23 protein-coding genes are annotated in these 24,445 nt (G+C 68.4%); 16 read left to right on the top strand and 7 right to left on the bottom strand.

What is annotated here, in order from left to right; translation table 11 throughout:
• The coding region (locus RDU24_RS14285) for a methyl-accepting chemotaxis protein (RefSeq protein WP_308736451.1) at nt 1-1,423 on the bottom strand (1,423 nt) is incomplete at its 3' end.
• 167 nt (nt 1,424-1,590) lie between these two features.
• Nucleotides 1,591-2,817: an EAL domain-containing protein gene (locus RDU24_RS14280; RefSeq protein WP_308736450.1), complete on the bottom strand. Its 1,227-nt coding sequence runs from the start codon at nt 2,815-2,817 to the stop codon at nt 1,591-1,593.
• Nucleotides 2,818-3,286: 469 nt separating this feature from the next.
• Between RDU24_RS14280 and RDU24_RS14275 the strand changes: the two genes are divergently transcribed.
• From RDU24_RS14275 to trpA, 12 genes are all read left to right on the top strand, one after another.
• Nucleotides 3,287-4,090 carry a 2-amino-3,7-dideoxy-D-threo-hept-6-ulosonate synthase gene (locus tag RDU24_RS14275; RefSeq protein WP_308736449.1) on the top strand — a complete coding sequence of 268 codons (804 nt, stop codon included), beginning with the start codon at nt 3,287-3,289 and terminating at the stop codon, nt 4,088-4,090.
• 11 nt (nt 4,091-4,101) lie between these two features.
• On the top strand, nt 4,102-5,088 hold the full coding sequence (locus RDU24_RS14270) for a 3-dehydroquinate synthase II family protein (protein WP_308736448.1): 987 nt from the start codon (nt 4,102-4,104) through the stop codon (nt 5,086-5,088).
• 2 nt (nt 5,089-5,090) lie between these two features.
• The gene (gene pheA / locus RDU24_RS14265) at nt 5,091-6,200 is read left to right on the top strand and encodes a prephenate dehydratase (protein WP_308736447.1); all 1,110 of its coding nucleotides are present in this window, start codon (nt 5,091-5,093) and stop codon (nt 6,198-6,200) included.
• On the top strand, nt 6,200-7,591 hold the full coding sequence (gene aroA, locus RDU24_RS14260) for a 3-phosphoshikimate 1-carboxyvinyltransferase (protein WP_308736446.1): 1,392 nt from the start codon (nt 6,200-6,202) through the stop codon (nt 7,589-7,591). Before pheA ends, aroA begins: the two co-directional genes overlap by 1 nt.
• A gap of 8 nt (nt 7,592-7,599) precedes the next feature.
• Nucleotides 7,600-8,385 carry a prephenate dehydrogenase/arogenate dehydrogenase family protein gene (locus tag RDU24_RS14255; RefSeq protein ID WP_308736445.1) on the top strand — a complete coding sequence of 262 codons (786 nt, stop codon included), beginning with the start codon at nt 7,600-7,602 and terminating at the stop codon, nt 8,383-8,385.
• A 114-nt stretch (nt 8,386-8,499) separates the two neighbouring features.
• Nucleotides 8,500-9,927 (top strand): anthranilate synthase component I family protein, encoded by a 1,428-nt coding sequence (locus tag RDU24_RS14250; protein ID WP_308736444.1) that lies wholly within the window; start codon nt 8,500-8,502, stop codon nt 9,925-9,927.
• Nucleotides 9,908-10,498, top strand: a complete 591-nt coding sequence (locus RDU24_RS14245) for an anthranilate synthase component II (RefSeq protein WP_308736443.1) — start codon at nt 9,908-9,910, stop codon at nt 10,496-10,498. Before RDU24_RS14250 ends, RDU24_RS14245 begins: the two co-directional genes overlap by 20 nt.
• Nucleotides 10,499-10,514: 16 nt before the next feature.
• Complete coding sequence (gene trpD / locus RDU24_RS14240; protein ID WP_308736442.1) at nt 10,515-11,549, top strand: anthranilate phosphoribosyltransferase; 1,035 nt, start codon at nt 10,515-10,517, stop codon at nt 11,547-11,549.
• 1 nt (nt 11,550) lies between these two features.
• Entirely contained in the window at nt 11,551-12,351 is an 801-nt protein-coding gene (locus RDU24_RS14235) for an indole-3-glycerol-phosphate synthase (protein ID WP_308736452.1), read from the top strand.
• The gene (locus RDU24_RS14230; protein WP_308736441.1) at nt 12,348-13,055 is read left to right on the top strand and encodes a phosphoribosylanthranilate isomerase; all 708 of its coding nucleotides are present in this window, start codon (nt 12,348-12,350) and stop codon (nt 13,053-13,055) included. The genes RDU24_RS14235 and RDU24_RS14230 overlap by 4 nt, the downstream gene beginning before the upstream one ends.
• On the top strand, nt 13,052-14,230 hold the full coding sequence (gene trpB, locus RDU24_RS14225) for a tryptophan synthase subunit beta (RefSeq protein ID WP_308736440.1): 1,179 nt from the start codon (nt 13,052-13,054) through the stop codon (nt 14,228-14,230). Before RDU24_RS14230 ends, trpB begins: the two co-directional genes overlap by 4 nt.
• 9 nt (nt 14,231-14,239) lie before the next feature.
• Entirely contained in the window at nt 14,240-15,019 is a 780-nt protein-coding gene (trpA, locus tag RDU24_RS14220; protein ID WP_308736439.1) for a tryptophan synthase subunit alpha, read from the top strand.
• Between the two features lie 124 nt (nt 15,020-15,143).
• Here trpA and RDU24_RS14215 read toward each other — a convergent pair whose 3' ends face one another.
• Entirely contained in the window at nt 15,144-16,340 is a 1,197-nt protein-coding gene (locus RDU24_RS14215) for a DUF1624 domain-containing protein (RefSeq protein WP_308736438.1), read from the bottom strand.
• A 124-nt stretch (nt 16,341-16,464) separates the two neighbouring features.
• On the opposite strand from RDU24_RS14215, the gene RDU24_RS14210 reads away from it, so the two are divergent.
• Nucleotides 16,465-16,668, top strand: coding sequence for a hypothetical protein (locus tag RDU24_RS14210; RefSeq protein ID WP_308736437.1), 204 nt, complete (start codon nt 16,465-16,467; stop codon nt 16,666-16,668).
• Between the two features lie 153 nt (nt 16,669-16,821).
• Here RDU24_RS14210 and RDU24_RS14205 read toward each other — a convergent pair whose 3' ends face one another.
• From RDU24_RS14205 to panC, 4 genes are all read right to left on the bottom strand, one after another.
• Nucleotides 16,822-18,162, bottom strand: coding sequence for an MFS transporter (locus tag RDU24_RS14205; protein ID WP_308736436.1), 1,341 nt, complete (start codon nt 18,160-18,162; stop codon nt 16,822-16,824).
• A gap of 91 nt (nt 18,163-18,253) precedes the next feature.
• Nucleotides 18,254-19,423: a methionine adenosyltransferase gene (metK, locus tag RDU24_RS14200; protein WP_308736435.1), complete on the bottom strand. Its 1,170-nt coding sequence runs from the start codon at nt 19,421-19,423 to the stop codon at nt 18,254-18,256.
• Between the two features lie 34 nt (nt 19,424-19,457).
• Nucleotides 19,458-19,811, bottom strand: coding sequence for an aspartate 1-decarboxylase (panD, locus tag RDU24_RS14195; protein ID WP_308736434.1), 354 nt, complete (start codon nt 19,809-19,811; stop codon nt 19,458-19,460).
• 6 nt (nt 19,812-19,817) lie between these two features.
• On the bottom strand, nt 19,818-20,666 hold the full coding sequence (gene panC / locus RDU24_RS14190; RefSeq protein ID WP_308736433.1) for a pantoate--beta-alanine ligase: 849 nt from the start codon (nt 20,664-20,666) through the stop codon (nt 19,818-19,820).
• Nucleotides 20,667-20,791: 125 nt separating this feature from the next.
• Between panC and RDU24_RS14185 the strand changes: the two genes are divergently transcribed.
• The 3 genes from RDU24_RS14185 to RDU24_RS14175 are packed head-to-tail and all read left to right on the top strand — an operon-like array spanning nt 20,792 to nt 24,387.
• Nucleotides 20,792-23,290 (top strand): diguanylate cyclase domain-containing protein, encoded by a 2,499-nt coding sequence (locus tag RDU24_RS14185; RefSeq protein ID WP_308736432.1) that lies wholly within the window; start codon nt 20,792-20,794, stop codon nt 23,288-23,290.
• A 25-nt stretch (nt 23,291-23,315) separates the two neighbouring features.
• Complete coding sequence (locus RDU24_RS14180) at nt 23,316-23,690, top strand: hypothetical protein (RefSeq protein WP_308736431.1); 375 nt, start codon at nt 23,316-23,318, stop codon at nt 23,688-23,690.
• Nucleotides 23,683-24,387 (top strand): TVP38/TMEM64 family protein, encoded by a 705-nt coding sequence (locus RDU24_RS14175; protein ID WP_308736430.1) that lies wholly within the window; start codon nt 23,683-23,685, stop codon nt 24,385-24,387. Before RDU24_RS14180 ends, RDU24_RS14175 begins: the two co-directional genes overlap by 8 nt.
• The last annotated feature ends 58 nt before the right edge of the window (nt 24,388-24,445 follow it).

Below are 24,445 nucleotides of genomic sequence, written 5' to 3'. Positions count from 1 at the left end.
CCTCGTCGGCCACGACGGCGAAGCCGCGCCCGGCGTCGCCCGCGCGGGCGGCCTCGATGGCGGCATTCAGCGCCAGCAGGTTGGTCTGGTCGGCGATGTCGTTGATGACGTTCATGACCTGGCTGATGTCCTGGGCGCGGCGGCCCAGGGTGTCCATGTTGTCCTTGAGGTCGGCGGAGAGCTTGAGCAGGGCGTTCATGGCGGCCACGGAGCGGGTCACCACCTGGTTGCCCTCGGTGGCGCGGTGCTTGGCGGTGTCGGCGCCCTCGGCGGCGCGCCCGGCGTTCTTGGCCACCTCAAGCACGGTGGCGTTCATCTCTTCCATGGCTGTGGCGGTTTCGGTGATGCGGCCCTTCTGCACCTCGGTGGAGCGGCCGATGTTCTCGGCCTGGCCCGCGATCTCTTCCGAGGCGGAGGACAGGCGCTCCACCACGGACTCCAGGCGGCCGGCAGCGGCCAGCAGGCCCTCGGAGCGGGCGCGGATGGCCTGGGCCTTGGCCTCGTTGGCCTCGATGGTGGCCAGCTCGGCGGCGTGGGCCTTGTCCTCGGCCTCCTTGGTCTTGGCGGTGATCTCCTCCAGGTTGGCGGAGAGGGTGGACACCATGGTGCACAGCGCCTTTTCCAGCACGGTGATCTCGTCGTGGCCGCGCACCTCGAGGTCCACGCAGAGCTGTCCGTTGGCCACGTCCTCGGCGGCCTTGGCTGCGGCGTTGAGCGGCTGCACGATGCTGCGGAAGATGATGACGGACAGCGGCAGCACGACCACGACAAGCAGTGCGATGATGATGCCCGCGATGACCAGACTCGCGTTGCGAACCATGCTGGAGATGGCCTGGTCGATCTTGGCCTTCTCGGCGTCGATGTTGTCGATGTAGACGCCGGTGCCGATCCACATCTTTGTGCCGGGGATCATTGTGGCGTAGGAAAGCTTGGGCTGCAGGCCCTTGCCGGGCTTCTCGAAGACGTACTCCACGTAGCCGCCGCCCTTTTCGGACACGTCACGCAGGGCCTTGATCATGTAGACGCCGTTCTTGTCCACCAGATGCCCAAGGTCCTTGCCCTGGTTCTCCAGCTTGACCGGGAAGGAGACGTTCACCGTGTCCTCGTAAACGAAGAAGTAGCCGGACTTGTCCTCCCCGTAGAGCGCCGACTTGGTGGCCGCGCGGATGTGCTCCACCACGGAATCCTTGTCCTGGGGCACGCCCTTCAGCGTATCGCCAATGGACAGGGCCAGGGAATCGACGGAGAGCTTGAGCTTCGCCTTTTCGCCCTGGAGCATGGTGGCCTGGGTCTGGCCGATGGAATACGACTTCAGCTGCAGCAGTTCGTAGTAGAAGCCGCCGCCGACGAGGGCCGCAAAGGCCACCGCGATGCAGATGAGCAGAATAATCCGCGCCCGAATGGTCATGTTTCTCATAGTCATGATGCACCTCTGCTCTGTGGTTGCTGAACTGGGGAGGAGGAGTACGCAGTTTCAGCGTGAGTACTCAGGACATAATCAAGATTACCACATTTCGGGAAAAGGTAAAGGGGGCAAAGCCCACTTCCTTAACGCTGATCGGCACTTTCCCGAGGGGCAATAGGGATGGGCTAATCCTTGTGGTCGATGTCGGCGCAGAGGATGCAGGGGCGTCCGTCCTGGTCCTGGCACAGGGCGGAGATGGTGATGCAGCGGTTGCCGGAGGCAAGAGATATGTAGGGCTGGGTGGTGAACTTCGGCAGGCCGGCGCGCAGGGGCAGGAAGTATTCCTTGAGCGAATGGTCGGCGCCCTTGCGGGCGGGCTCGTAGATGAAGCGTTTGCGCTTGCGCAGCTTGGCCGGGTTGCACACGGTGTCGGAGATCTGCACGCCGCGCGCATTCAGCACGTAGAGGCACTCGATGCTGCCGCACTCGTCGATGAAGGTGGTGAGGAGCTTGTCGAGGCCGGGCATGCCCACGCTCGCCACGCGCTTGCACAGCCCCAGCACCAGCGCGTCGTGGCTGGCGTAGAGCTCCTTCTGGGCGGCGAAGCGCTCGGTGGCGCTCTCCTTGAACTTGGTCGCCAGGTAGTCGATGCGCTCGCTCACCACCTCGGCGTTGGCCATGCGCATGGCCGGGCGGCCGAAGTAGAACCCCTGGAACACGTCCACGCCGATCTCAAGCAGGCGCAGAATGTCCTCCTGGCGCTCCACCCCCTCGGCCAGGGCCAGCGAGCCCAGGCGCGAGGCCATCTGCACGAAGCTCTTGACCACCTCAAGCCGGGTCATGTGCCCGGCCACCCCGGAGACAAGTGAACGGTCGAGCTTCAGCACATCCGGCCTGAGCAGCGGGATGCGGTCCAGGTTGGAGTAGCCGGTGCCGAGGTCGTCCAGGGCGATGAGGAAGCCGTTCTTGCGATAGGTGCTTACGAACTCCTCCAAGGCCTTGGAGTCCTTGGCGTGGGACTCCACGATCTCGATGAGCACGTTGTTGGGGCTGATGCCCAGGCCCTTGACCAGGTGGATGAGGTTGCCGGAGCCCACCACGTCGGAGTCGATGGCGTGGCCGTCGACGTTGAGCGAAACGATGAGTCCACGGTTCTGGGCGTGTATGGGCGCGAAGGCCTCCAGCGCCTTCTTGCGGCACAGCCGGTCCAGCTCCAGCAATCGCCCGGCCTCGCCCGCCATGCGGAACATCTCCATGGGGGGGATGTCCTCGCCCGGGGCCGTGCAGCGCGCCAGCGCCTCAACCCCGAGCAGTGCCTTGCGCTTGATGGAGACAAGGGGCTGGAAAGCGGTGGATATCCACTCCCGCTCCAGTATCTCGTTGATGGTGGTGGCTTCGGCGGTTTCGGACATGGTTCCCCTGGGATGTCATCGGGCTGTAGTCGTTAGCCTTTGACGAGAAGCAAAAGCCGGACCACTCGCACAACTCGCTGATTTAAAGCGACATCCACACCCACGAGACGCCACGCTCGACACCATTATCTACACCTTTGTATACCAGCCACAGGCGAATTGCTAAAATTGTGAATACTTGTTTGCGCCGAGGCTGCTCAAAAAATATGTTGACAGCATCAGGACATGCGGGTAGACACTCACTCCATGAACCTACTCGCCGCCAACAATACCTCTTTTTGCCAGTACTGGTATTATTGGTTTAGCTGCGCTTGCGGCCGGGGAGAGGTTTGTTGACGACCATGCGTTAACCAAAGCCTCTTCAGGAAGGGCCGCAGGCGAAAGCCGGCGGCCCTTCTTTTAGTTCCGCCGCCGGAAGACCGCCGAAAAGCCGCCAGGGGGGCGCAACCGAACCACGCAGGAGGACACCATGCATCTCGGAAAAGCCATCCGCCTTGAGCGCATCTTCAACCGCAACACCAAACGCACCATCATCGTGCCCATGGACCACGGCACCACGGTCGGCCCCATCGCAGGCATCGTGGACATGCGAGAAGCCGTGGGCGCGGTGGTGGAGGGCGGAGCCAACGCCGTGCTCATGCACAAAGGCCTGGTCCGCTGCGGTCACCGCACCCAGGGCAAAGACATCGGCCTCATCGTCCACCTCTCCGCCAGCACCACCCTCTCCCCCTTCCCCAACGCCAAAACCCTCGTGGGCACTGTTGAAGACGCCATCCGCCTCGGCGCCGACGCCGTCAGCGTGCACGTGAACCTGGGCGACGAGAGCGAAGCCAAGATGCTCACCGACTTCGGCGCGGTGACGAGCATCGCCCAGAGCTGGGGCATCCCGGTGCTGGCCATGGTGTACGCCCGCGGCCCCAAGGTCAAAAGCGAGTTCGACCCGGACATCGTGGCCCACTGCGCCCGCGTTGGCGTGGAGCTCGGCGCGGACGTGGTCAAGGTGCCCTACACCGGCGACGTGACGTCCTTCGGCCGCGTGGTCGACTCCTGCTGCGTGCCCGTGGTCATCGCCGGCGGACCGAAGCTCGACAGCACCAAGGCCTTCCTGCAGATGGTCCACGACTCCATCAGCGCGGGCGGCGCGGGCCTGTCCGTCGGCCGCAACATCTTTCAGCACAAAAGCCCGGCGCTGCTCTGCCAGGCTTTGGCCAAGGTCGTGCACGAAGACGAGGACGTCGACGTGGTCATGGAAATGCTCAAAGGCAAGGAATAGCGAGAGGCATCATGAAACAGATCATCTTCAAGGCCATACCCTTCCAGAAGAAGCTGGTCACGCTGGCGCTGGAGTCCGGGGTGGACGCCATTCTGACCGAGGCGGCCAAGGCCGACAGCGTGCGCGCCCTGGGCCGCGTCACCGTGCTCACCGAGGCCGAGCTGCCCACGCTGCCGCTTGACTCCAAGGCCGACGAGGAGGCCGCCACCGCGCTACTCAAGACCGGGCAGCAGGTGTCTCTCGCCAAGGGCTGGGAGATCATCCCGGTGGAGAACATCCTGGCCCAGGCCACCGGCCTGGCGCTGGAGTGCGAGTCCTTCGACCGCGCAGTGCTGGCCGCTGGCATCCTGGAGCGCGGGGCCGACATGATCGTCGTCCTGCCCGAGGCCGCGGGCGACCTGAAGGCCATCGTGGCCGAGCTCAAGCTCTCCCAGGGCAAGATCGACCTGCAGCGCGCCGTGGTGACCGAGATCGCCCCTGCTGGCCTGGGCCACCGCGTCTGCGTGGACACCATCTCCATGCTCCGGCGCGGCCAGGGCATGCTGGTGGGCAACTCCAGCGCCTTCACCTTCCTGGTGCACGCCGAGACCGAGAGCAACCCCTACGTGGCCGCGCGCCCCTTCCGGGTCAACGCGGGCGCGGTGCACGCCTACGCCGTGCTCCCCGGCGACAAGACCTGCTACCTGGAGGAGCTCTCCGCCGGGCGCGAGGTGCTCGTGGTGGGCGCGGACGGCCAGACCAGCCTGACCACCGTGGGCCGCGTGAAGATCGAGATCCGGCCCATGCTGAAGATCACCGCCAAGGTCCTCGCCGCCGACGGCGCCGAGGTCTGCGGCCAGGTGTTCCTGCAAAACGCCGAAACCATCCGCGTCACCGGAGTTGACGGCACCCCCATCAGCGTGGTCAACCTCAAGCCCGGAGACGAGGTGCTGTGCCGCACGGACGTGGCTGGCCGGCACTTCGGCATGCGCATCAAAGAGGATATCAAGGAGGGCTAGGCGTGGCGGAGAACGACAGCAAGCTGGACCTGGCCGCCCTGCGGACCGAGATCGACGCCCTGGACGACGGCATCGTTGAGCTGCTCAACCGCCGCGCGGCAATCAGCATCGGCGTGGGCCGCACCAAGCAGGGTTCGCCGGACACGGTGTTCAAACCCTTCCGCGAGAAGGAGGTCATGGAGCGCCTGGCCAAGATGAACCCCGGCCCCCTGCCGGAGAGCCACCTCCAGGCCATCTACCGCGAGATCATGAGCTCCTCGCGCCGGTTGCAGCGCCCGGAGCGCGTGGTCTACCTCGGGCCGGAGGGCACCTTCAGCTACTTCGCGGGCCTGGAGTACATGGGCCGCAGCGCGGAGCTGACCCCCAAGGCCAACTTCGAGGAGATCTTCCGCGCAGTGGCCGACGGCGAGGCCGAACTGGGCGTCATTCCGCTGGAGAACTCGCTCCAGGGAACCGTGGGCCAGGTGGTGGACCTGTTCATGCTCTTCCCGGTGCACATCCACGCCGAACTCTACAGCCGCATCACCCACTTCCTCATGGGCAAGGCCACGACCACGGCCGAGGTCAAGGAGATCCACTCCCACCCGCAGCCGCTGGACCAGTGCTCCGGCTGGCTGCGCAACAACATGCCCGGGCGCGGCCTGGTGCCCGAGAGCAGCACCGCGGCGGCGGCGGAGATCGCGGCGGCGCGCGGGCCGGAAGTGGCCACCGTGGGCCACCTGCGCCTGGCCGACCGCTACGGCCTGAACATCCTGGCCGCGCACATCGAGGACCTGCCGGACAACTGGACGCGTTTCCTGGTCATCGGCCCCCGGCCCGGCACCGAGAGCGCGCGCGACAAGACCTCCATCCTGTTCACCGTGCCGGACAAGCCCGGCGCCCTGGCCGAGGTGCTGGACTCGTTCGCGGGCCGCGCCATCAACCTGACCAAGTTGGAGAGCCGGCCCCTGCGCGGCGAGAAGTGGAAGTACGTGTTCTTCGCGGACCTGGAGTGCGACCTCTCGGCCACCGAGTACGAGAGCTTCCTGGCCTCCCTGCGCGAGCGCTGCCACACCCTGCGCATCCTGGGCTCCTACCCCACCGGGCCGCACCTCGACGCGGGAGGCAGATGATGGGCGCCACCGACAGCCACATCCTGGTCAACGCCCCGGCGTCCAAGTCCATGTCGCACCGGGCGCTCATCGGCGCGGCCCTGGCCCCGGGCGAGTCGCGGCTCACCGGCGTGCTGGAGAGCGTGGACACCACCCACACCATGGGCTGCCTCACGGCCTGCGGAGCGAGCTTCGCCCGCAGCGGCCCAGGCGAATACACCGTGCAGGGCATGGCCCACGGCCCGGCCTCCAACGGGAATGGCGGCAACGTGGCCGACCTGGACGTGCACGAGTCCGGCACCACCTGCCGCCTGCTGGCCGGTGTGGCCGCCTGCGGGCGCGGCAAGTTCCGCATCCACGGCGCCCCGCGAATGCACGAGCGCCCCCTGGGCGAGCCCGCCCGCGCGCTGGCCTCCCAGGGCGTTGTCTTCCACTGGGAGGGCAAGCCCGGCTACCCGCCCGTCACCATCGAGACCACCGGGCTGCCGGGCGGCGAGATCGACGTGCGCCTGGAGGAGAGCAGCCAGTACCTGTCCGGCATCCTCCTGGCCGCGCCCCTGGCCAAGAGCCCCATGACCATCAACATCTCCGGCACCAAGGCCGTGTCCTGGCCCTACGTCTCCCTGACCCTGCAGACCATGCGCGACTTCGGCGTGCCCGCGGTGGTGGAGGCCCTGGTGGACGGACGCTTCCAGGCCGTGGAGCAGGAGAGCGTCACCAGCGCCGAGCCAGGCAAGCTGCGCTTCCGCATCGAGCCAGGCGTGTACCAGGCCCGCTCCCTGTGCGTGGAGGGCGACTGGAGCAACGCGTCCTACTTCCTGGCCGCCGGGGCCGTGGGCTCCCGCCCGGTCACCGTGCGCGGCCTCTCGCGCGATTCCCTCCAGGGCGACCGCGCCATCCTGGACATCCTGGCCTCCATGGGGGCGCGCATGGCCTGGACCAGCGGCTCGCTCGGCCACGGGGGCGGCGAGGGCGGCGGCGACGAAGTCACCGTGCTCGCGCCCGTGGGCGGGCTGCGCGGCGTGGACGTGGACATGGGCGCCTGCCCGGACCTGGTGCCCACCGTGGCCGTGGCGGCCTGCTTCGCCAAGAGCCCCACCACCATCCGCAACGTGGCGCACCTGCGCATCAAGGAATGCGACCGCCTGGAGACCCTGGCCACCGAGATCGCCAAAACCGGCTGTGGCGCCGCCATGACCCACGACACCCTGACCATCACGCCAGCCCCCCTGCCCGCGGGCAAGCGCATCGAGTTCCGCTCCCAGGGCGACCACCGCATGGTCATGGGTCCGGCCATCTTCGGGCTGGCCGGCATCGACGCGCAGTTCGACAACCCCGGTTGCGTGTCCAAGAGCTTCCCCGAGTTCTGGGACCGCTGGGCCGTGGTGCTCGCGGGCGCGGAAAAGGCATAGGAACGCACATGAACGCCGGACAGGACATTTCGCGGGTCGCCATCGTGGGCGCGCGGGGCCAGATGGGGGCGCTCTTCGTGCGCGCCTTCCACAAGGCCGGGCTCACCGTGACCACCCTGGACCGGCCCTACGACCCGGACGGCACGGGCGCGGCCCTCAAGGCGGCGCTCGCCGGGGCCGAGCTGGTCATCCTGTCCGTGCCGGTGACGGCCATGGGCGACGTGGCCCGCACCGTGGCCCCGTTTTTGGGCGAGGGCGCCATCCTGGCCGACGTCTGCTCCGTGAAGGTGCACCCCACGGCCCAGATGCTCGCCGCCTACCCGGGGCCGGTGGTCGGCACGCACCCGCTGTTCGGCCCGGTGATCCCCGAGGGCTTCGTGCCCCGGGTGGCCGTCACCCCCGGCCGCGAGAACGGGAAGGGCGACGCCGCCGCGGCCGTGGCCAAGGTGTTCGCCAGCGCCGGGTTCACCCCCTTCGACAGCACAGCCGAGGAGCACGACCGGGCCATGGCCTGCGTGCAGGGGCTCAATTTCATCACCACCGTGGCCTACCTGGCCTCGGCCCGGCAGGTGCCCGGCATCGAGAAGTTCCTGACGCCCTCCTTCGAGCGCAGGCTTGAGGCGGCGCGCAAGATGCTCACAAAGGACCGCGAGCTCTTCCAGCTCATCAGCGAGGACAACCCCTTCATGCAGGAGACCGTGCGCCAGTTCACGGCCTACCTGGACATCGCCGCCGGGGGCGATCTCGACCTGCTCTCCGCCAGGGCCTCCTGGTGGTGGCGCGACAAGGCATAGGGACGCGGCTTTCGCCCTGGGGCGAAGAATGACGAAGTGTTTGCCGCGTCCCGCACAGGGTCGCGGCTTTTCTTTGACGGAACGCAAGCGTTGTTCCACGACACGGAGGAAACAATGGACATTCGCCTGAAGCATTACGGGAAGTGGCTCCCGGCCGACGTGCAGACGCCCATCAGCCTGTACCTTGGCCTGGTGGGCGACGCTCCCGGCATCCTGCTCGAAAGCGCCGAGGTGGACGGACGCCTGGGGCGCTACAGCCTCATCGCCTGGGACTTCCGCCTCCTGGCCGAGCCCAGGGACGGCAAGCTGACGCTCGACATCCGCGACCCCCGCCTGGAGCCCCTGCGCGGGCTTGAGGGCAAGGACTACATGGAGGGCCTGCGCGAGCTGCTGAAGAGCATCGAGATCGACCAGCCCGCGCTGAAGGAACCGCTGCCCGCCATCACCCGCTCGGTGCTGGGCTACCTGGGCTACTCCGTGGGCGGCATGCTGGAGCCCAAGCTGGCCGCCTGCATGCCCCCGGAAAAGGCCGAGGCGCGCCTAGTGCTGCCGGGCCAGGTCGTGCTCTACGACCACCTGCGCGCGCGCTGCTGCTACCTGTCGCTCGACGAGCTGGGCAGCGACGGCAAGGGCGGCCCCAAGCCCGCCGACCCCGGCACAGCCGGCTCCTTCGAGCTGAAGACCGAGGAGCCCAGCGCCTCGCCCGGGCGCGAGGTCTACATGGAACAGGTGCGCGAGGCCAAGCGCCTCATCACCGAGGGCGAGGGCATCCAGCTCGTGTTCTCCGTGCGCTTCGCGACGCCCTTCGCGGGCGAGCCCTTCGGCGTCTACCGGCGTCTCAAGCAGGCCAACCCCTCGCCGTTCATGTTCTTCATGCGCTTCGAGAACGAGACCCTGGTGGGCAGCTCCCCGGAGATGCTGGTCAAGTGCGACGCGGGCAGGCTGGAAGTCCGGCCCATCGCCGGCACCCGCCCGCGCGGAGCCACCGAGGCCCAGGACGCTGTGTTCGAGCAGGACCTTCTGGCCGACCCCAAGGAACGCGCCGAGCACGTCATGCTGGTGGACCTGGGCCGCAACGACCTGGGCCGCATCGCCACGCCGGGCAGCGTGGAGGTGGTCAAGTTCATGTGCGTGGAGCGCTTCTCCCACGTCATGCACCTGACGAGCTACGTGGAGGCCAACCTGCGCGAGGGCCTGGACGCCATCGACGTGCTCCAGTCCACCTTCCCGGCCGGCACGGTGGCGGGCGCGCCCAAGATCTGGGCCATGGAGACCATCGCCCGGGTGGAGCAGCGCGAGCGCGGCCCCTACGCCGGGGCCATGGGCTGGCTGGGCCTGGGCAAAGGCCCGGTCAACGTGGGCACGGGCATCACCATCCGCAGCATGTGGATGCGCGACGGCGTGTGCAACTGGCAGGCCGGGGCCGGGCTGGTGTACGACTCCGACCCGGAAAAGGAATGGCTGGAATGCAACAACAAGGCCCGCATCATTCGCGAGATTCTTTCCTCCAAGGGGGTTGGCGATGTTTTTGCTGATCGATAACTTCGACTCCTTCACCTTCAATCTGGTGCAGGCCTTCCAGCAGCTCGGGGCCGACCCCGTGGTGCTGCGCAACGACCGCGCGGAGCTGCTCGACCCGGCCTTCGTGGCGGGGCTTGACCGCGTGTGCCTCTCCCCCGGCCCCAGCCGCCCGGAAAACGCGGGCAACTGCCTGAAGTTCCTGGCCCTGCTTGAAAAGACCGGCATGAACGTACCCACCCTGGGCGTGTGCCTGGGCCACCAGACCCTGGGCCACTTCGCCGGGGCCAGCGTTGTCCGGGCGGAGCGCATCATGCACGGCAAGACCTCCCCGGTTGAGCACGACGGCACCGACGTGTTCGAGGGGCTGGACAACCCGTTCGAGGTCTGCCGCTACCACTCGCTGCTCGTCCTGGCGCACGAGGCCCCGGACAAGCTGCGCGTGACGGCCAGGACGGCCGAGGGCGAGGTCATGGGCATGTGCTACACCGACCGCCCCTGGAGCGGCGTGCAGTTCCACCCGGAGTCCATCCTGACACCGGACGGGCCGAAACTGCTGGCCAACTTCCTCAAACGCAGCAAACAGGCCGTGTAGGGCCGGGAGGACGAATATGAGCCATTCCATGCGCGACATTCTGGAACCCCTGGCCAGCGGACAAGACCTCTCGGCCGAGCAGGCGGCCTACGCCTTCCGCGAGCTCTTCGAGGGCGAGCTCTCCCCGGCCCAGGCCGGAGCCCTGCTCATGGGCCTGCGGGCCAAGGGCGAAACCGCGCTCGAACTGGCGGCCGCCGCCCGCGCGGGCCTGGAGCGCGCGAAGCTGGTCACCGGCCTGCCCACGGACAAGCCCCTGCTGGACATCGTGGGCACCGGCGGCGACCTGTCGAACAGCTTCAACTGCTCCACGGCGGTGTCGCTGTACCTGGCGGCCCTGGGACACCGGGTGGTCAAGCACGGCAACCGCGCCGTGTCGTCCTCCAGCGGCAGCGCCGACGCGCTCGAAGGCCTGGGCATCCGGCTCGACACCGGCCCGGACGAGGTGGCCGCGGAGCTGGCCAAGTCGAACTTCGTGTTCCTCTTCGCCCCGCACTACCACCCGGCCTTCGCGCACATCGCGCCCGTGCGCCGGGAACTGGCCATCCGCACCCTGTTCAACCTCATGGGGCCGCTCTTGAACCCCGCCCGGCCCTCGCACCAGCTCCTGGGCGTGGGCAGCGAGCGCGCCCTCAAGCTCATGGCCGACACCCTGGCCCTCATCGCGCCGGAGCTCACCGCCTTCGTCATCCACGGGCGGGTGGGCTACGACGGGACCGGCGGCAAGGGCGGCTTCGACGAGCTGACCCCCTTTGGCGCGGCCACGGGCTTCGCCCTCGACCGGGGGCGGGTCGCGCCGCTCGCGCTTGACCCGCGCGAGTTCGGCATCCCGGCCCACAACCCGGACGAGGTCCGCGTGGCCGACAAGGCGAGCGCGCTCAAGGCCATCAAGGACGTGCTCACCGGCAAGGCCAATGCCGCCATGCAGGACATGACCGCCCTGAACCTGGGCGCGGCCCTGCACCTGGCCACCGGAAAAGACCTGGCCGAGAGCATCCGCGAGGCGCGCCAGGCCGTGGCCGACGGCGCGGCGAGGAGTTTCGTCCGTGAGTAGCATGCTCGACCGTTTCCGGGCCGCGCAGGCCGGGGGAATCGCCCTGCTGCGCCAGCTGGCCGAGGATGGCCAACTGCCGGAGCCGTGGCCCTTCTCGGACATCAACGCGCGGCCGGGCTTTTCCAAGGCCCTGCGCGCCGCTGGCGCCCCGGCCGTCATCGCCGAGTACAAGCGCGCCTCGCCCTCGCGCGGGGTCATCAACCTGGAGCTGACGCCCGCGGACGTGGCCCGCATGTACGCCGACGGCGGGGCCGCGTGCTTCTCCGTGCTCACGGAGCGCCAGCACTTCCAGGGCGACCTGCGCTTCCTCTCGGACATGGCCTTTGCGGGCAGGCCCATGCTGCGCAAGGACTTCCTGCTCGACCCGCTGCAGGTGGTGGAGACCGCAGCCACCCCGGCCTCGGCGCTTTTGCTCATCATGCGCATGTTTGACGGCCCGGCCCAGGTGCGCGAGATGCTCGACGCCTGCCGCCAGTTCGAGCTGGAGGCCGTGTGCGAGGTGTTCGACGAGGCCGACCTGGACATCGCGCGGGAGGCCGGGGCCGAGATCATCCAGGTCAACAACCGCGACCTGGACAAGCTGGTGACGGACCTGGGCATCTCGCGCCGCCTGGCGCCGCGCAAGAAGGACGGGGAGCTGTGGATCAGCGCCTCGGGCCTGGAGGCGCCGGAACAACTGAACGAAATGGCCGACCTGGGCTTTGATGCCGTGCTTATCGGCACCTCGCTCATGTGCCAGACGGACCCCGGCGCGGCGCTCAAGAAGCTCGCCGCCGTGGCTCAAACAAGGAACGCGAAATGACGAACGGACTGCTGGTCAAGGTTTGCGGCATGACCCGCGAAGAGGACGCGCTGCGCTGCGCCGAGCTGGGCGCCGACCTGCTGGGCTTCATCTTCCACCCGGGCAGCCCGCGCAACACCACGCCGGAGTTCCCGGCCGACTTGCGCCTGCCCGGCGTGCGCAAGGTGGGCCTGTTCGTGGACCAGAAGCCCATGGAGGCCCTCGGCATCATGGCCGCAGGAAGGCTCGACATGGCGCAGCTGCACGGCGGCCAGACCGAGTCCTTCTGCGCGGTGCTGGCCGAGCGCATGGGGCCGGGGCGCATCATCAAGGTCTTCTGGCCGGAAAAGGCCGCCAGCCTTGAAGCCTTCCAGGCCGAGCTGGACCGCTACGCGCCCTACTGCGGGCACATGCTCGTGGACGCGGGCAAGGGTGGCGGCGGGCACGGCAGGGAGATCAGTGACAAGGCCGCCGAGATCCTGGCGGGCGCGAAGTTCCCGCGACCATGGCTCCTGGCCGGGGGGCTGAATCCGGAGAACCTCCCCGGCCTGATTTCCCGGTACCGCGCCCCTGGCGCCCCTGCCCAAGGCATGGGGATGGTCGGCGTGGACCTCAATTCCGGCGTGGAAAAAGCACCCGGCCAGAAGGACGAAACACTGCTGCGCGCGGCCTTCGCCGCCATCAAGGCGACCGGCGCGGCTCAAACGCAAGGGGTAACCCCGTGAAAAAAGGCTATTTCGGCGCATTCGGCGGGCAGTTCGTGCCCGAGCTGCTCATGCCCCCGCTCCTGGAGCTGGAGGAGGCCATGGCCCGCATCCTGCCGTCCAAGGAGTTCCAGGACGAGCTCGCCAGCGAGCTGACCCACTTCGTGGGACGGCCCACGGCGCTCACCTTCTGCCCCAACCTCTCGGCCAAGCTCGGCGTGAAGCTGTGGCTGAAGCGCGAGGACCTGGCCCACGGCGGCGCGCACAAGGTCAACAACACCATCGGCCAGGCCCTGCTGGCCAAGAAGCTCGGCAAGAAGCGCCTGCTGGCGGAGACCGGCGCGGGCCAGCACGGCGTGGCCTCGGCCCTGGCCGCCGCCCGCCTGGGCCTGGAGTGCGTCATCTACATGGGCGCGACCGACGTCGAGCGCCAGAGCCTCAACGTGCGCCGCATGAAGCTCTTCGGGGCCACTGTGGTGCCCGTGGAGTCCGGCACCAAGACCCTCAAGGACGCCATCAACGCCGCCCTGCGCGTGTGGATCGCCGACCAGGAGACCACCCACTACTGCTTCGGCACCGCGGCCGGGCCGCACCCGTTCCCGCTCCTGGTGCGCGAGCTGCAGGCCTGCATCAGCCGCGAGGCGCGCGCCCAGATGCTCGCCCAGGCGGGCTGCCTGCCCGACTACGTCGTGGCCTGCGTGGGCGGGGGCTCAAACGCCATCGGCGCGTTCCACGAGTTCGTGGGTGACGCCTCGGTGCAGCTCATCGGCGTGGAGGCCGCAGGTTCAGGCCTGCCCGGCGACTGGCACTCGGCCCCGCTGTCCGTCTCGGGTTCGCCCGGCGTGCTGCACGGCATGCACACCCAGCTCATCCAGACGCCCGAGGGCCAGATCCTGCCCTCGCACTCCATCGCCCCCGGGCTGGACTATCCCGGCGTGGGGCCGGAGCACGCGGCGCACCAGGCCAGCGGCCGGGCGCAGTACGTGTCCGTCACCGACGACGTGGCGCTGAACGCCTTCATCGAGCTCTCGCGCTTTGAGGGCATCATGCCCGCGCTGGAGAGCTCGCACGCGCTGGGCTGGGCGCTCAAGGCCGCAAAGGACATGAAGCCCGGCAGCAATGTCGTGGTCTGCCTGTCCGGCCGGGGCGACAAGGACCTGGACATCGTCAACGACTACCTCGCCACAAAGGCCTAGGGGGCGCACGTGAGCACCAACATACTGACCAAACGCATCGCCGATGCCCGGGCCAAGGGACGCCTGGGCCTGATTCCCTTCCTGCCCGCAGGCTACCCGGACAAGGCCCGCTTCTGGACCGAGATCGACCAGCTGGACGAGGCCGGGGCCGACATCATCGAGATCGGCATGCCCTTCTCCGACCCCGTGGCCGACGGACCCGTGGTGGAGCACGCCTCCCTCAAGTGCCTGGACGCGGGCGTGAACCTCTCGTGGATCCTGGGCGAGCTGGCCTCGCGCAAGGGCCGCTACAAGGCCGGGCTGGTGCTTATGGGCTACCTGAACCCGGTGCTGCAGTACGGCCTGGAACGCTTCGCCAGGGACGCCTCCTCCGCCGGGGTGCACGGCGTCATCCTGGCCGACGTGCCCTTCGAGGAGTCGGAGCCCATCCGCGCGGCCTTCGACCCGCAGGGCCTGGTGCTGATCCCGCTCGTGGGCCTGAACACGGAGCCTGCGCGCATGGCGCTCTATGCCAAGGGCGGCAAGGGCTTCGCCTACTTCGTGTCCGTTCTCGGCACCACGGGCGTGCAGGCGGGCTTCGACACCGGCCTGCCCGAGAACATCCGCGCCGGGCTGACCAAGGCCAAGGCGGCCTTCGACATCCCGGTGGCGCTGGGCTTCGGGCTCAAGCACCCGGACCAGCTGAAGGCGCTCGACGGGCTGGTGGACGCGGCCGTGTTCGGCAGCGCGCTCATCCGGCACATCGACGCGGGCGGGGACAGCAAGGGCTTCATGCAAGTGTGGAAATAAGATAGTTGGGGGAATCTTCCGGGGGCAGCGGCCCCCGGACCCCCGTTTACGCCGAAAGGGCTGTCTCAGGAGGAACCTGGGACAGCCCTTTCGGCTTGTGCGGGCCACAGGGGGCTGCCGGGGGCTACAGGTAGGTGAGCCACCAATCCTTTCGCGTCGCCTTGATTCCGGCGAACCAGCGGCACAGGGGGTACAACAGCAGCACCGCCAGCGCCCACGCCCCGTAGGTCAGGGGCAGGTCGAAGTGGAAGTCGTGCGGCCAGGCCACGCCCGGCGGATTTGCGAAGAGCCAGGGCGCGGAGCCATAGCGCCACAGCGCCCAGGGCACGGCCATGGCGTGCAGCAGCGGCAGATGCAGCACGTAGAACAGGAACGGCACCCGCCCGAAGATCGCCGCCGGCCGCGTCCATGCGGGCAGCGTCGGGCGGTCCAGCGCCGCCAGGAGCATCAGCGCCGGGCCCATGGTCATGAGCAGGTACGAGAGCGAGGGCGGGTACTTCGCGCAGCCCAGGGCGTTCAGGAATGTCAGGAAGGGGTTGGCCTGCGCCGCCCAGGGCTCGGGATCGCCGTAGCCGTTCAGGCCCCGCAGCGCGGCATAGCCCAGCGTGAGCGCCAGGCCCGTCAGAAACACCCTCCGCCTGCGCGTCCGCTGGTCCCAGCGGATGGCCTCGCCGCAGGCGAAGCCCGCCGCCATGATCCCGATCCACGGGATGAGCGGATAGACCACCAGCAGTCGCTCGCCCCCGAACGGCCCCACGTAGCCCTTCACATGCAGCACGCTCCACAGCCAGCCCAACTGGCCGAAGTCAGCGGGTTTGAGGCCGTCCAGCAGGTTGTGCCCGGCGATCATGGCCAGGCTGATCGTCAGCAGCGCCCGCCGTGGCAGGTAGACCAGCGCGGCCAGGGCGATCATGGACCAGCCCAGGCACCAGAGGACCCCGGCCTTGAGCAGGCTGTAGTCGAAGTTGAAGTACCAGAACGCGCGGACCACGGCCAGCTCCAGGAAGATCAGCCACAGTCCGCGTGTGATCAGGGTGCGGGACACGGTGGCCATGGGCTTGCCGCCCGAGGCCGAAAGGTACGCCCCGGCTCCGGCCAGGAACGAGAACACCGGCGCGCAGAAGTCCGTGACCCAGCGCGTGAGGAACAGCGAGACCGTGGCCTGGCTCAGGTCGATGGGGTCGAAGTAGGCGTGGGAGTTGGAGAAGAAGTCGCGCGAATGGTCCAGGGCCATGATCACCATGACAATGCCCCGCAGCGCGTCCAGGCTCTCCATGCGCGCGCGCTTGGCGGGCGGTGCGGTGCGGGGTTCCTGGTCCATGGCTGGGCCGTAGCACGTCCGTCCGCCTGGTGCAAGGTCTTGCGCCACGAGACACGGCCGGAGGGTTGGGAGGCGTCGCAAGGTATGGATTTGACAAAATTATGGAAATGATGAGGACGAAGCGATGAAGAAGGTGACGGCATGGGAAGTTGCAATGGGTATAGCGCTTGTCTTCATGGGCTGGACCGGTATTCATGACGGTGAGATGTACCGCTGGGGAGTTTCGATCATGTACCCCAGGCAATTTGGATGGGCGCTCATTGTTCTCGGTGTCGGCATTCCTGTTGCTGCGTATATTATGCGCTCGCGCCAAGGCAATGACAAATAGCTAACGCTGCCAGTTGGTTACTCAGACCCGGTTCGGCCCCATCTCCGGGCCGGGGCTTTCAATTGGCGCGGCTTTGAGCCGACACCGGGCGCTTCACGGCGCCCTGATGGGGAAATCGACCCGCTGGGGAAGAAGGGCGACGGCCCGAATCCTTCAGCGCCTGCGCGTCACCCACAGGATCGAACACCCGCCCAGCACCATGATGGCGGCGATGGCCAGGAAGCTCATGACGTGGCTGCCCGTCAGGTCGCGCACGTAGCCCACCAGGGTCGGCCCCACGAACCCGCCCGCGTTCCCCACGGAGTTGATGAGCGCCACCCCGCCCGCCGCCGCCGCGCCGGACAGAAAGCCCGTCGGGATGGTCCAGAACGGGCCAAGCATGCCCCACAGCCCGATGATGGCGAGGGTGAAGCAGCCGAGGCTCCACCACGGCCCGGCCAGACCGATCAGACCAGCGCCGCCCGGCCACAAAGCCAGCACGAACCCAGCCGCGCTGACGAACAGCGGCCCGGCCGTGTGCCAGCGCCGCTCGCCCGTGCGGTCGGAATGCCGCCCGATGAGCACCATGCCCACGACCCCGCCCAGGTACGGGATGGCCGAGAGCAGGCCAACCTTCTCCGGGCTCGCGCCCGGCCCCAGCACCTCGCCGATGAGCGTCGGCATCCACATGACCAGCCCGTACATGCCCACGCACAGGCTGAAATAGCCGAGGCTCAGGAGCCAGACACGGGGATCGCGCGCCAGGCCGGCCAGCACCGCCCACAGGCCTCGGCCCGAGTCCGGCTCGACGCCGGATTCAGCGCCCGGAGCGGCAGCCGTGACCGCGCGCGACAGCTCCGCGTCCAGGGCCAGGCGCTCAGCCGGGTCGAGCCAGGGCGCGTGGGCCGGGCCGTCGGGCAGATAGCGCAGCACGGAGAAGCCCAGCAGCACAGCCGGAACGCCTTCCAGCAGGAACATCCAGCGCCAGCCGGACATGCCCAAGCTGCCGTGCATCTCAAGCAGCAGGCCGGAGAGCGGCCCGCCCACGATGCCCGCCACCGGGGTCGCGGCCATGAACAGGGCCACGGCCCGGGCGCGGCGCGCCGGGGGGTACCACAGGGTCAGGTAGTAGATGATGCCGGGCAAAAAGCCCGCCTCGGCCACGCCGAGCAGGAAGCGCAGCGTGTGGAACGACCAGTCCGCGTGCACCAGCGCCATGCCGCAGGCCACCAGCCCCCAGGTGACCATGATGCGCGCGATCCACAGCCGAGCGCCCACCCGGCGCAGGATGAGGTTGCTCGGCACCTCGCAGAGCACGTAGCCCGCGAAGAACATGCCCGCGCCCAGGCCGAACACGGAGCTGGAGAAGCCCAGCTCCAGGCTCAAGCTCGGCGCGGCGAAGCTCACGTTGACGCGGTCCAGGTAGGCCACCACGTAGAGCAGGAACAGGTAGGGCAACAGCCGCAGGTCGACCTTGCGGTACAGGGCGGCGAGGGACGCTTCAGGTGCGGTCATGCGGCTGGTGTAGCCCAGGTGTGGGGCAAAGAAAAGCGAGGCCGGAAGATTGCTCTCCCGGCCCCGCAGGCAGTGGTCGAGGGGACAGATGCTAGAGCTTGCAGGCCGTGCGCAGGTCGGCTGCGGCGTCGGTCTTTTCCCAGGTGAACTCGGGCAGCTCGCGGCCGAAGTGGCCGTAGTTGGTGGTCAGCTTGTAGATGGGGCGGCGCAGGTCCAGGCGCTTCAGGATGTAGTACGGGCGCAGGTCGAACACTTCGCGCACGGCCTTGGTCAGCACGTCGTCACCGACCTTGCCGGTGCCGTGGGTGGTGCAGACCACGCTGACGGGGTCGGCAACGCCGATGGCGTAGGCGATCTGGACCTCGGCCACGTCGCCCAGGCCGGCGGCCACGATGTTCTTGGCCACGTAGCGCGCCATGTACGCGCCGGAGCGGTCCACCTTGGAGGGGTCCTTGCCGGAGAACGCGCCGCCGCCGTGGCCGCCCATGCCGCCGTAGGTGTCCTGGATGATCTTGCGGCCGGTGAGCCCGCAGTCGCCCACGGGGCCGCCGATGACGAAACGGCCGGTGGGGTTCACGTAGATCTTCAGCTTGTCGTCGATGAGGCTCTCGGGGAGGGTCTTGAAGATGACCTCCTTCTTGATGGCCTCGACCAGATCGCCGTGGCTGATGCTCTCGTCGTGCTGGGCGGAGACGACCACGTTGTCGATGCGCACGGGCTTCTTGTTCTCGTACTCAACGGCGACCTGGGTCTTGCCGTCCGGGCGCAGGAACTTCAGCACGCCGTCCTTGCGCACCTTGGTCAGGCGCTGGGACAGCTGGTGGGCGTAGTAGATGGGCGCGGGCATCAGCGTGGGGGTCTGGTTGCAGGCGAAACCAAACATCATGCCCTGGTCGCCGGCGCCCTGGTCCTCGGGCTTGGTGCGGTCCACGCCCTGGGCGATGTCGGCGCTCTGCTTGTCGATGGAGGACATGACCGCGCAGGTGGCGTAGTCGTAGCCCATATCGGAGCTGTTGTAGCCGATTTCCTTCACGGTCTCGCGCACGATGTTCGGCAGATCGGCGTAGGCCTTGGTGGTGATCTCGCCAGCGATGAAGGCCATGCCGGTGGTCACGAGGGTTTCGCAGGCCACGCGCGAGGCGGGGTCCGGCCCGATGAGGGCGTCGAGTACGGCGTCGGAGATGGCGTCGGCCACCTTGTCCGGGTGCCCTTCGGTGACGGACTCGGACGTGAACATGTAACGGCTGTTCGGTGAAATCATGCAAAGTCCTCCAGTATATCAGGTAAGATTTGAATCAGTGTGCCGCCTCGGGCCTGTTGGCGGCATCCACACGAATCACCCTGGGCGTGTGTCCGGGAATTTCCTCCGGTTCAAGCTCCAGGTATGTCGCCAGTATGACCTTCTGGCCGACCTTGCCCTTGTGGGCGGCCGCGCCGTTCAGGCAAATCTCGCCGGGCTTTCCGGGAATGGCGTAGGTGGTCAGCCGCTCCCCGTTGGCCAGGTTGTACACGTCGATGCGCTCGAAGGGCAGTATTCCCACCGCCTCAAGCAGGGCCGTATCCACGGAGATGCTGCCCTCATAGTCCAGGTTCACCGAGGTGAGGGTGGCTCCGTGTATCTTGGCGCTCAAAAAAGTACGTCTGGGCAACTGCTCTTATACCTCCAGCAGGATGTTGTCTATAAGGCGCACACTGCCCAAGAACACCGCCACGGCAAGGAGCGTCGGCGCGTCCACGCGGGCCACGGGGGTCAAGGCCTCCGGGTGCACGAAGTCGGCGTAGTCCACGCGCGCCATGGGGAGCTTTTCGGCCAGATGCGAGCGAAACATAAGGCCCAGTTTCGCGGCGTCAACCTCGCCCCCGCGCACGGCCTGCTGCACCAGCAGCAGCCCCTGGCGGATGGCCGGGGCGCTCGCGCGCTCGTCGGGCGTCAGGTAGACGTTGCGGGAGCTCATGGCCAGGCCGTCGGGCTCGCGGAAGATTGGGCGGCCGACAATGGTCACGCCGAGCTCCAGGTCGCGGGTCATGCGCCCCAGGATGGCCAGCTGCTGCCAGTCCTTCTCCCCGAACACGGCCACATCCGGCCGCACCAGCCCGAAAAGCTTGGCCACCACGGTGCACACGCCCCGGAAGTGCCCTGGCCGCGAGGCCCCGCACAGCCCCCGGCCCAGCTCCGGCACGTCCACCCAGGTGGCGTGGTCAGGCGCATACATGGCCCCGGCCTCCGGCGCGAAGACGAGGTCAACTCCGTGGGCGCGGGCCAGCTCCAGGTCGCGCGGCAGGTCGCGCGGGTAGCGGTCCAGGTCCTCATTGGGGCCGAACTGGGTGGGATTGACGAAGATGCTCACCACCAGGCGGTCGGCCAGGCCGCGGGCGTGGTCGAAAAGCGAGAGATGCCCGGCGTGCAGGAAACCCATGGTCGGCACCAGGGCGACCGTCAGGCCCTGTGCGCGCCACGTCTGGCATTGCTGGCGGAGATCGGCGAGGTCGGCGAGGAGGTTCATAATCATTCTCGGAGTCGTTTTGGAAGTCCGGCATGGCACGAACCCGAGGCGCTGTCCACAGATATTTCGCCCGCGCGCCGGGCAAACTCTTGTGCAATACCCCGGGTCGGAGTAGACAAACCCGCATGCGCTCGCCAGCTGACATCTTCGCCACCGCCGCACCGGACAGGGCCGTGAACCTCACCAGGCAGGACCTCATCGACCTGGAGCACGCCCTGAAGGACGGAATCCACGAATTCCTGCCCTTCGCGTCATATTCACTTTTCTTCCCGCGCGAGGGCGACTGCTGCCCGGAAACGCACTACGACCACAAGGCCCGCGAGCTCATGCTGCCGCTGACCCTGCGCGGCGAGACGCTTGGCGTGTTCGTGGCGCGCGGGGTGCGCCTCACCGCGCCCAAGGCCCTGCCGCCGCTGCTGAAGCACCTGGCCACCTGCGTGCTGGAGAAGCTGCTGCTCTACAAGCGCAGCGTCACCGACGCCCTCACCGGCCTGTCCAGCCGGGAGCACTTCGTGGGCAGCCTGGCCCAGGAGATCGACCTCATCCAGCACAGCCTTGGGGCCACCACTGGCGGCCGCTCCGACCCGGAGCTGCAGGGCTTCAGCGCGTCCCTCGGCGTCATCCTGCTCGACCTCGACTCGTTCCAATGGATCAACGAGCGCTACGGCTACCTGGTGGGCGACAGCATCAACGCCCAGGTTGGCCGGACCATCGGCGCCCTCTGCCCGCGCCACGTCACCAGCGCGCGCATCCACAACGACACCTTCGCCCTGCTCGTGCCCGACGCCAGCCCCAAGACCTGCCTGGAGCTGGCCGAACAGGTGCGCCAGGCCATCGGCGCCTTAAGCTTTCAGGACGAGATCACCGGGGACAACCTGAGCGTCTCGGCCAGCCTGGGTTTCGCCAACTACCCGCAGAGCCTGCGCGGACGCCAGTTCCAGCGCACCCCGCGGGAGCAGGCGCGCATCCTGCTGCGCGCGGCGGCCAAGGCCGTGGGCACAAGCAAGGCCTTTGGCCGCAACCGGGTCTTCAATTTCGGCGACATCGTCAAGGCCGGCGGCCGCGTGCTGGAGGTGCTGCCCATGCAGCGCCTGGCCGTGAGCCTGGGCCGGGGCGTGGGCGCCCAGGAGGGCATGCGCTACCTGGTCTGGTCGCCGCGGTTCACGCAGCGCACCATCGAGGCCCACCTGTCCGAGGACGAACGCCTGCTGGGCCGCTCTCCCGCCCTGTACAAGGGCGAGATCGTCCTCAGCGAGGTGCAGGAGGACATGTCCGTCGCCGAGGTGCTCCACGCGGGCGACCCGGCCTGGACCCCGGAACCAGGCGACCGCCTGACCCTCATCCAGGAGCGCGACAGCTTCTTCGCAGCCGAGGCCGCCAGCGACGGCAGCGCCGCGGCCAGCCGCGACATGCTCACAGGGCTTTACGGCTACCGCGACTTTCTCTCGTTCTACGCACGGGCGCGCGGCCGCGCCGAGGGCTTCTGCGTGGCGCTCACGCGGATCATCACGACGAACACCGAGCGCACCCCGGAACACTGGGCCGAGCAGTTGGCCGAGGGCGCAGGCGGACGGCCCGGCGGGTTGCAGCAGCGCCTGGACGCCTCCGTGGCCCAGGTGGCTGGCCTGGCCGAGCGCATCTTCCTGGCCGACGCTGGCGACAAGCCCTCACGCCCCGCTGGCGGCCGTTTCGGCCTGGGCGGGCTGGTGCACTTTCTGCCCGGCGCGGACCCGGCGGAGATGGAACGGCGCGCCCAGGAACTCTGCCGCCAGGCCTCGGCCGAATTCGGCCTGGACCTGGCCGTGGGCCTGGCCCGGTACCCCTTTCTGCACCTGGCCAAGGCCGACATGCTCGACTGCGCGCGCAAGGGCCTGGAGCACGCCCTGCTGCTGCCCGCGCCCCGCGTGGCCGTGTTCGACAGCCTGTCGCTCAACGTTTCCGCCGACCGCCTGTTCGCCGAGGGCGACCTCTACGGCGCGGTGGAGGAATTCAAGCTGGCGCTGCTGGCCGACCCCGGCAACACCCTGGCGCGCAACTCGCTGGGCATCTGCTACGCCCAGATGGGCAAGGCCGACCTGGCCCGGCGCGAGTTCGAGCAGGTGGTGGAAGCCGAGCCGGACAACGTCATGGCCTACTACAACCTGGGCTGGGCCTGCCAGCGCCTGGGCGAGACCACGAGCGCCCGCGCGGCCTACGAGCGCTGCCTGAGCCTCGACCCCGGCCACGGCTTCAGCCTGGTGCGCCTGGGATCCCTGGCCGAGGCCGCGGGCGACCTGTCCTCCGCCGAGGACCTGTACCAGAAGGCGCTCGACATGCCCGGCACCGAGGCCGCGGCCCTGCGGCCCCTGGCCCGCGTGGCCCTGGCCCAGGGCGATGCCAGCCGGGCGCGCGAATGCCTGCACCTGGCGCTGGCCGCCAACCACAACGACGCCCAGGCCCTGCACATGCTGGCGCGGCTGTACCTGGACGGCGGGGAAGACCCCCAGATCGCCGAGGTGCTGGCCCGGCAGGCCGCCGCGCTCGTGCCCGAGCGCCAGGATTTCTGGGACACCCTGGTGCTGGCCCTGAACCGCCAGGGACGCACCGAAGACGCCCTCAAGGCCGAGGCGCGCACCCGCGCCTGAGACCCCATCCTCCCAAGGAGACCCCATGCCCGACGTCGTGCCTGTCGCGCTGCCCATGCAACTGCTGGCCTTCACCCTGCTGGCTCAGTTCACGGCCATCATGGCCGTGCTCTGGCGCGGCATCCTGGGCATGCCGCAGCTCTCCACCCGCAGACCCCGCTGGCCCTTCATCCCACTGATCCTGGGCACGGCAACGGGCGTCTGGTACGCCATCATCCAGCAGGACCTGGTCTTCGGCGCGGCCCAAGGCCTGGCCCTGTTCCTGGGCTTCTGCCTCATCAACAGCACGCGCGGAAACGCACCCGCCAACCGCCAAGACCCGGCCAAGGCTGGCCAGACCCGGCGCGAACGCCGCGAGGCCGCACGCGCGGCCAAAAAGGGCAAAGCAGCCAATGACTAATCCCAGCGGGCTGAAGCCCGTGCTCAAGGGCCTGGCAATGCTGGCCATCTTCGGCGGGCTCATCTTCCTTGCGCGCCGTCTGGGGCTGGAGAGCCACCTCACCGACCGCCAGTGGCTGCTGGCCCAGGTGCAGGGCCACGGAGCGGCCGGAGTGCTCTTTTTCCTCGGCATCACCGGGCTGGCCACGGGCCTTGGCGTGCCCCGGCAGCTCACGGCCTTCCTCGGCGGCTACGCCTTCGGCTGGTTCTGGGGCGCGCTGCTGGCGACGCTCGGCACGGCGCTCGGCTGCGCGCTTGACTTCTCCGTGGCCCGCTACCTGGGCCGCGACTTCGTGCTCTCGCGCTTCGGCAAGCGCGCCGCAAAGCTCAACGCCTTCCTGCACACCGGCCCCATCCGCACCTCGCTGGCCATCCGGCTGCTGCCCGTGGGACACAACCTGCTCACCAGCGTCGCCGCAGGAGTCACCAGCATCCCGGCGCGCTACTTCATCCTGGGCTCGGCCCTGGGCTACGTGCCGCAAAACCTCGTCTTCGCCATCTTCGGCGACGGCGTGGGCGCGGAATCGGCCACGGGCAAGGCCCTGTCCATCGGCGTCAGCGTCACGCTGCTCGCCGCGTCGGCCTGGCTCGGCATGTCCGTGTACCGCGCCTACAAGCGCGAAGGCGTGGACCTGGAAGAGACGCAGGAGGAGGAGTAGCCCCCGGCGGCCAAGGGGCCTGAGGCCCCTTGGAACCCCCATTGCGCCGAAAGGGCTG

It is taken from the genome of Humidesulfovibrio sp., from assembly GCF_031082295.1.
GTDB lineage: Bacteria > Desulfobacterota > Desulfovibrionia > Desulfovibrionales > Desulfovibrionaceae > Humidesulfovibrio.
Note: the sequence above shows the minus strand (reverse complement) of the source record. Positions and strands in the feature narration are given on the sequence as shown.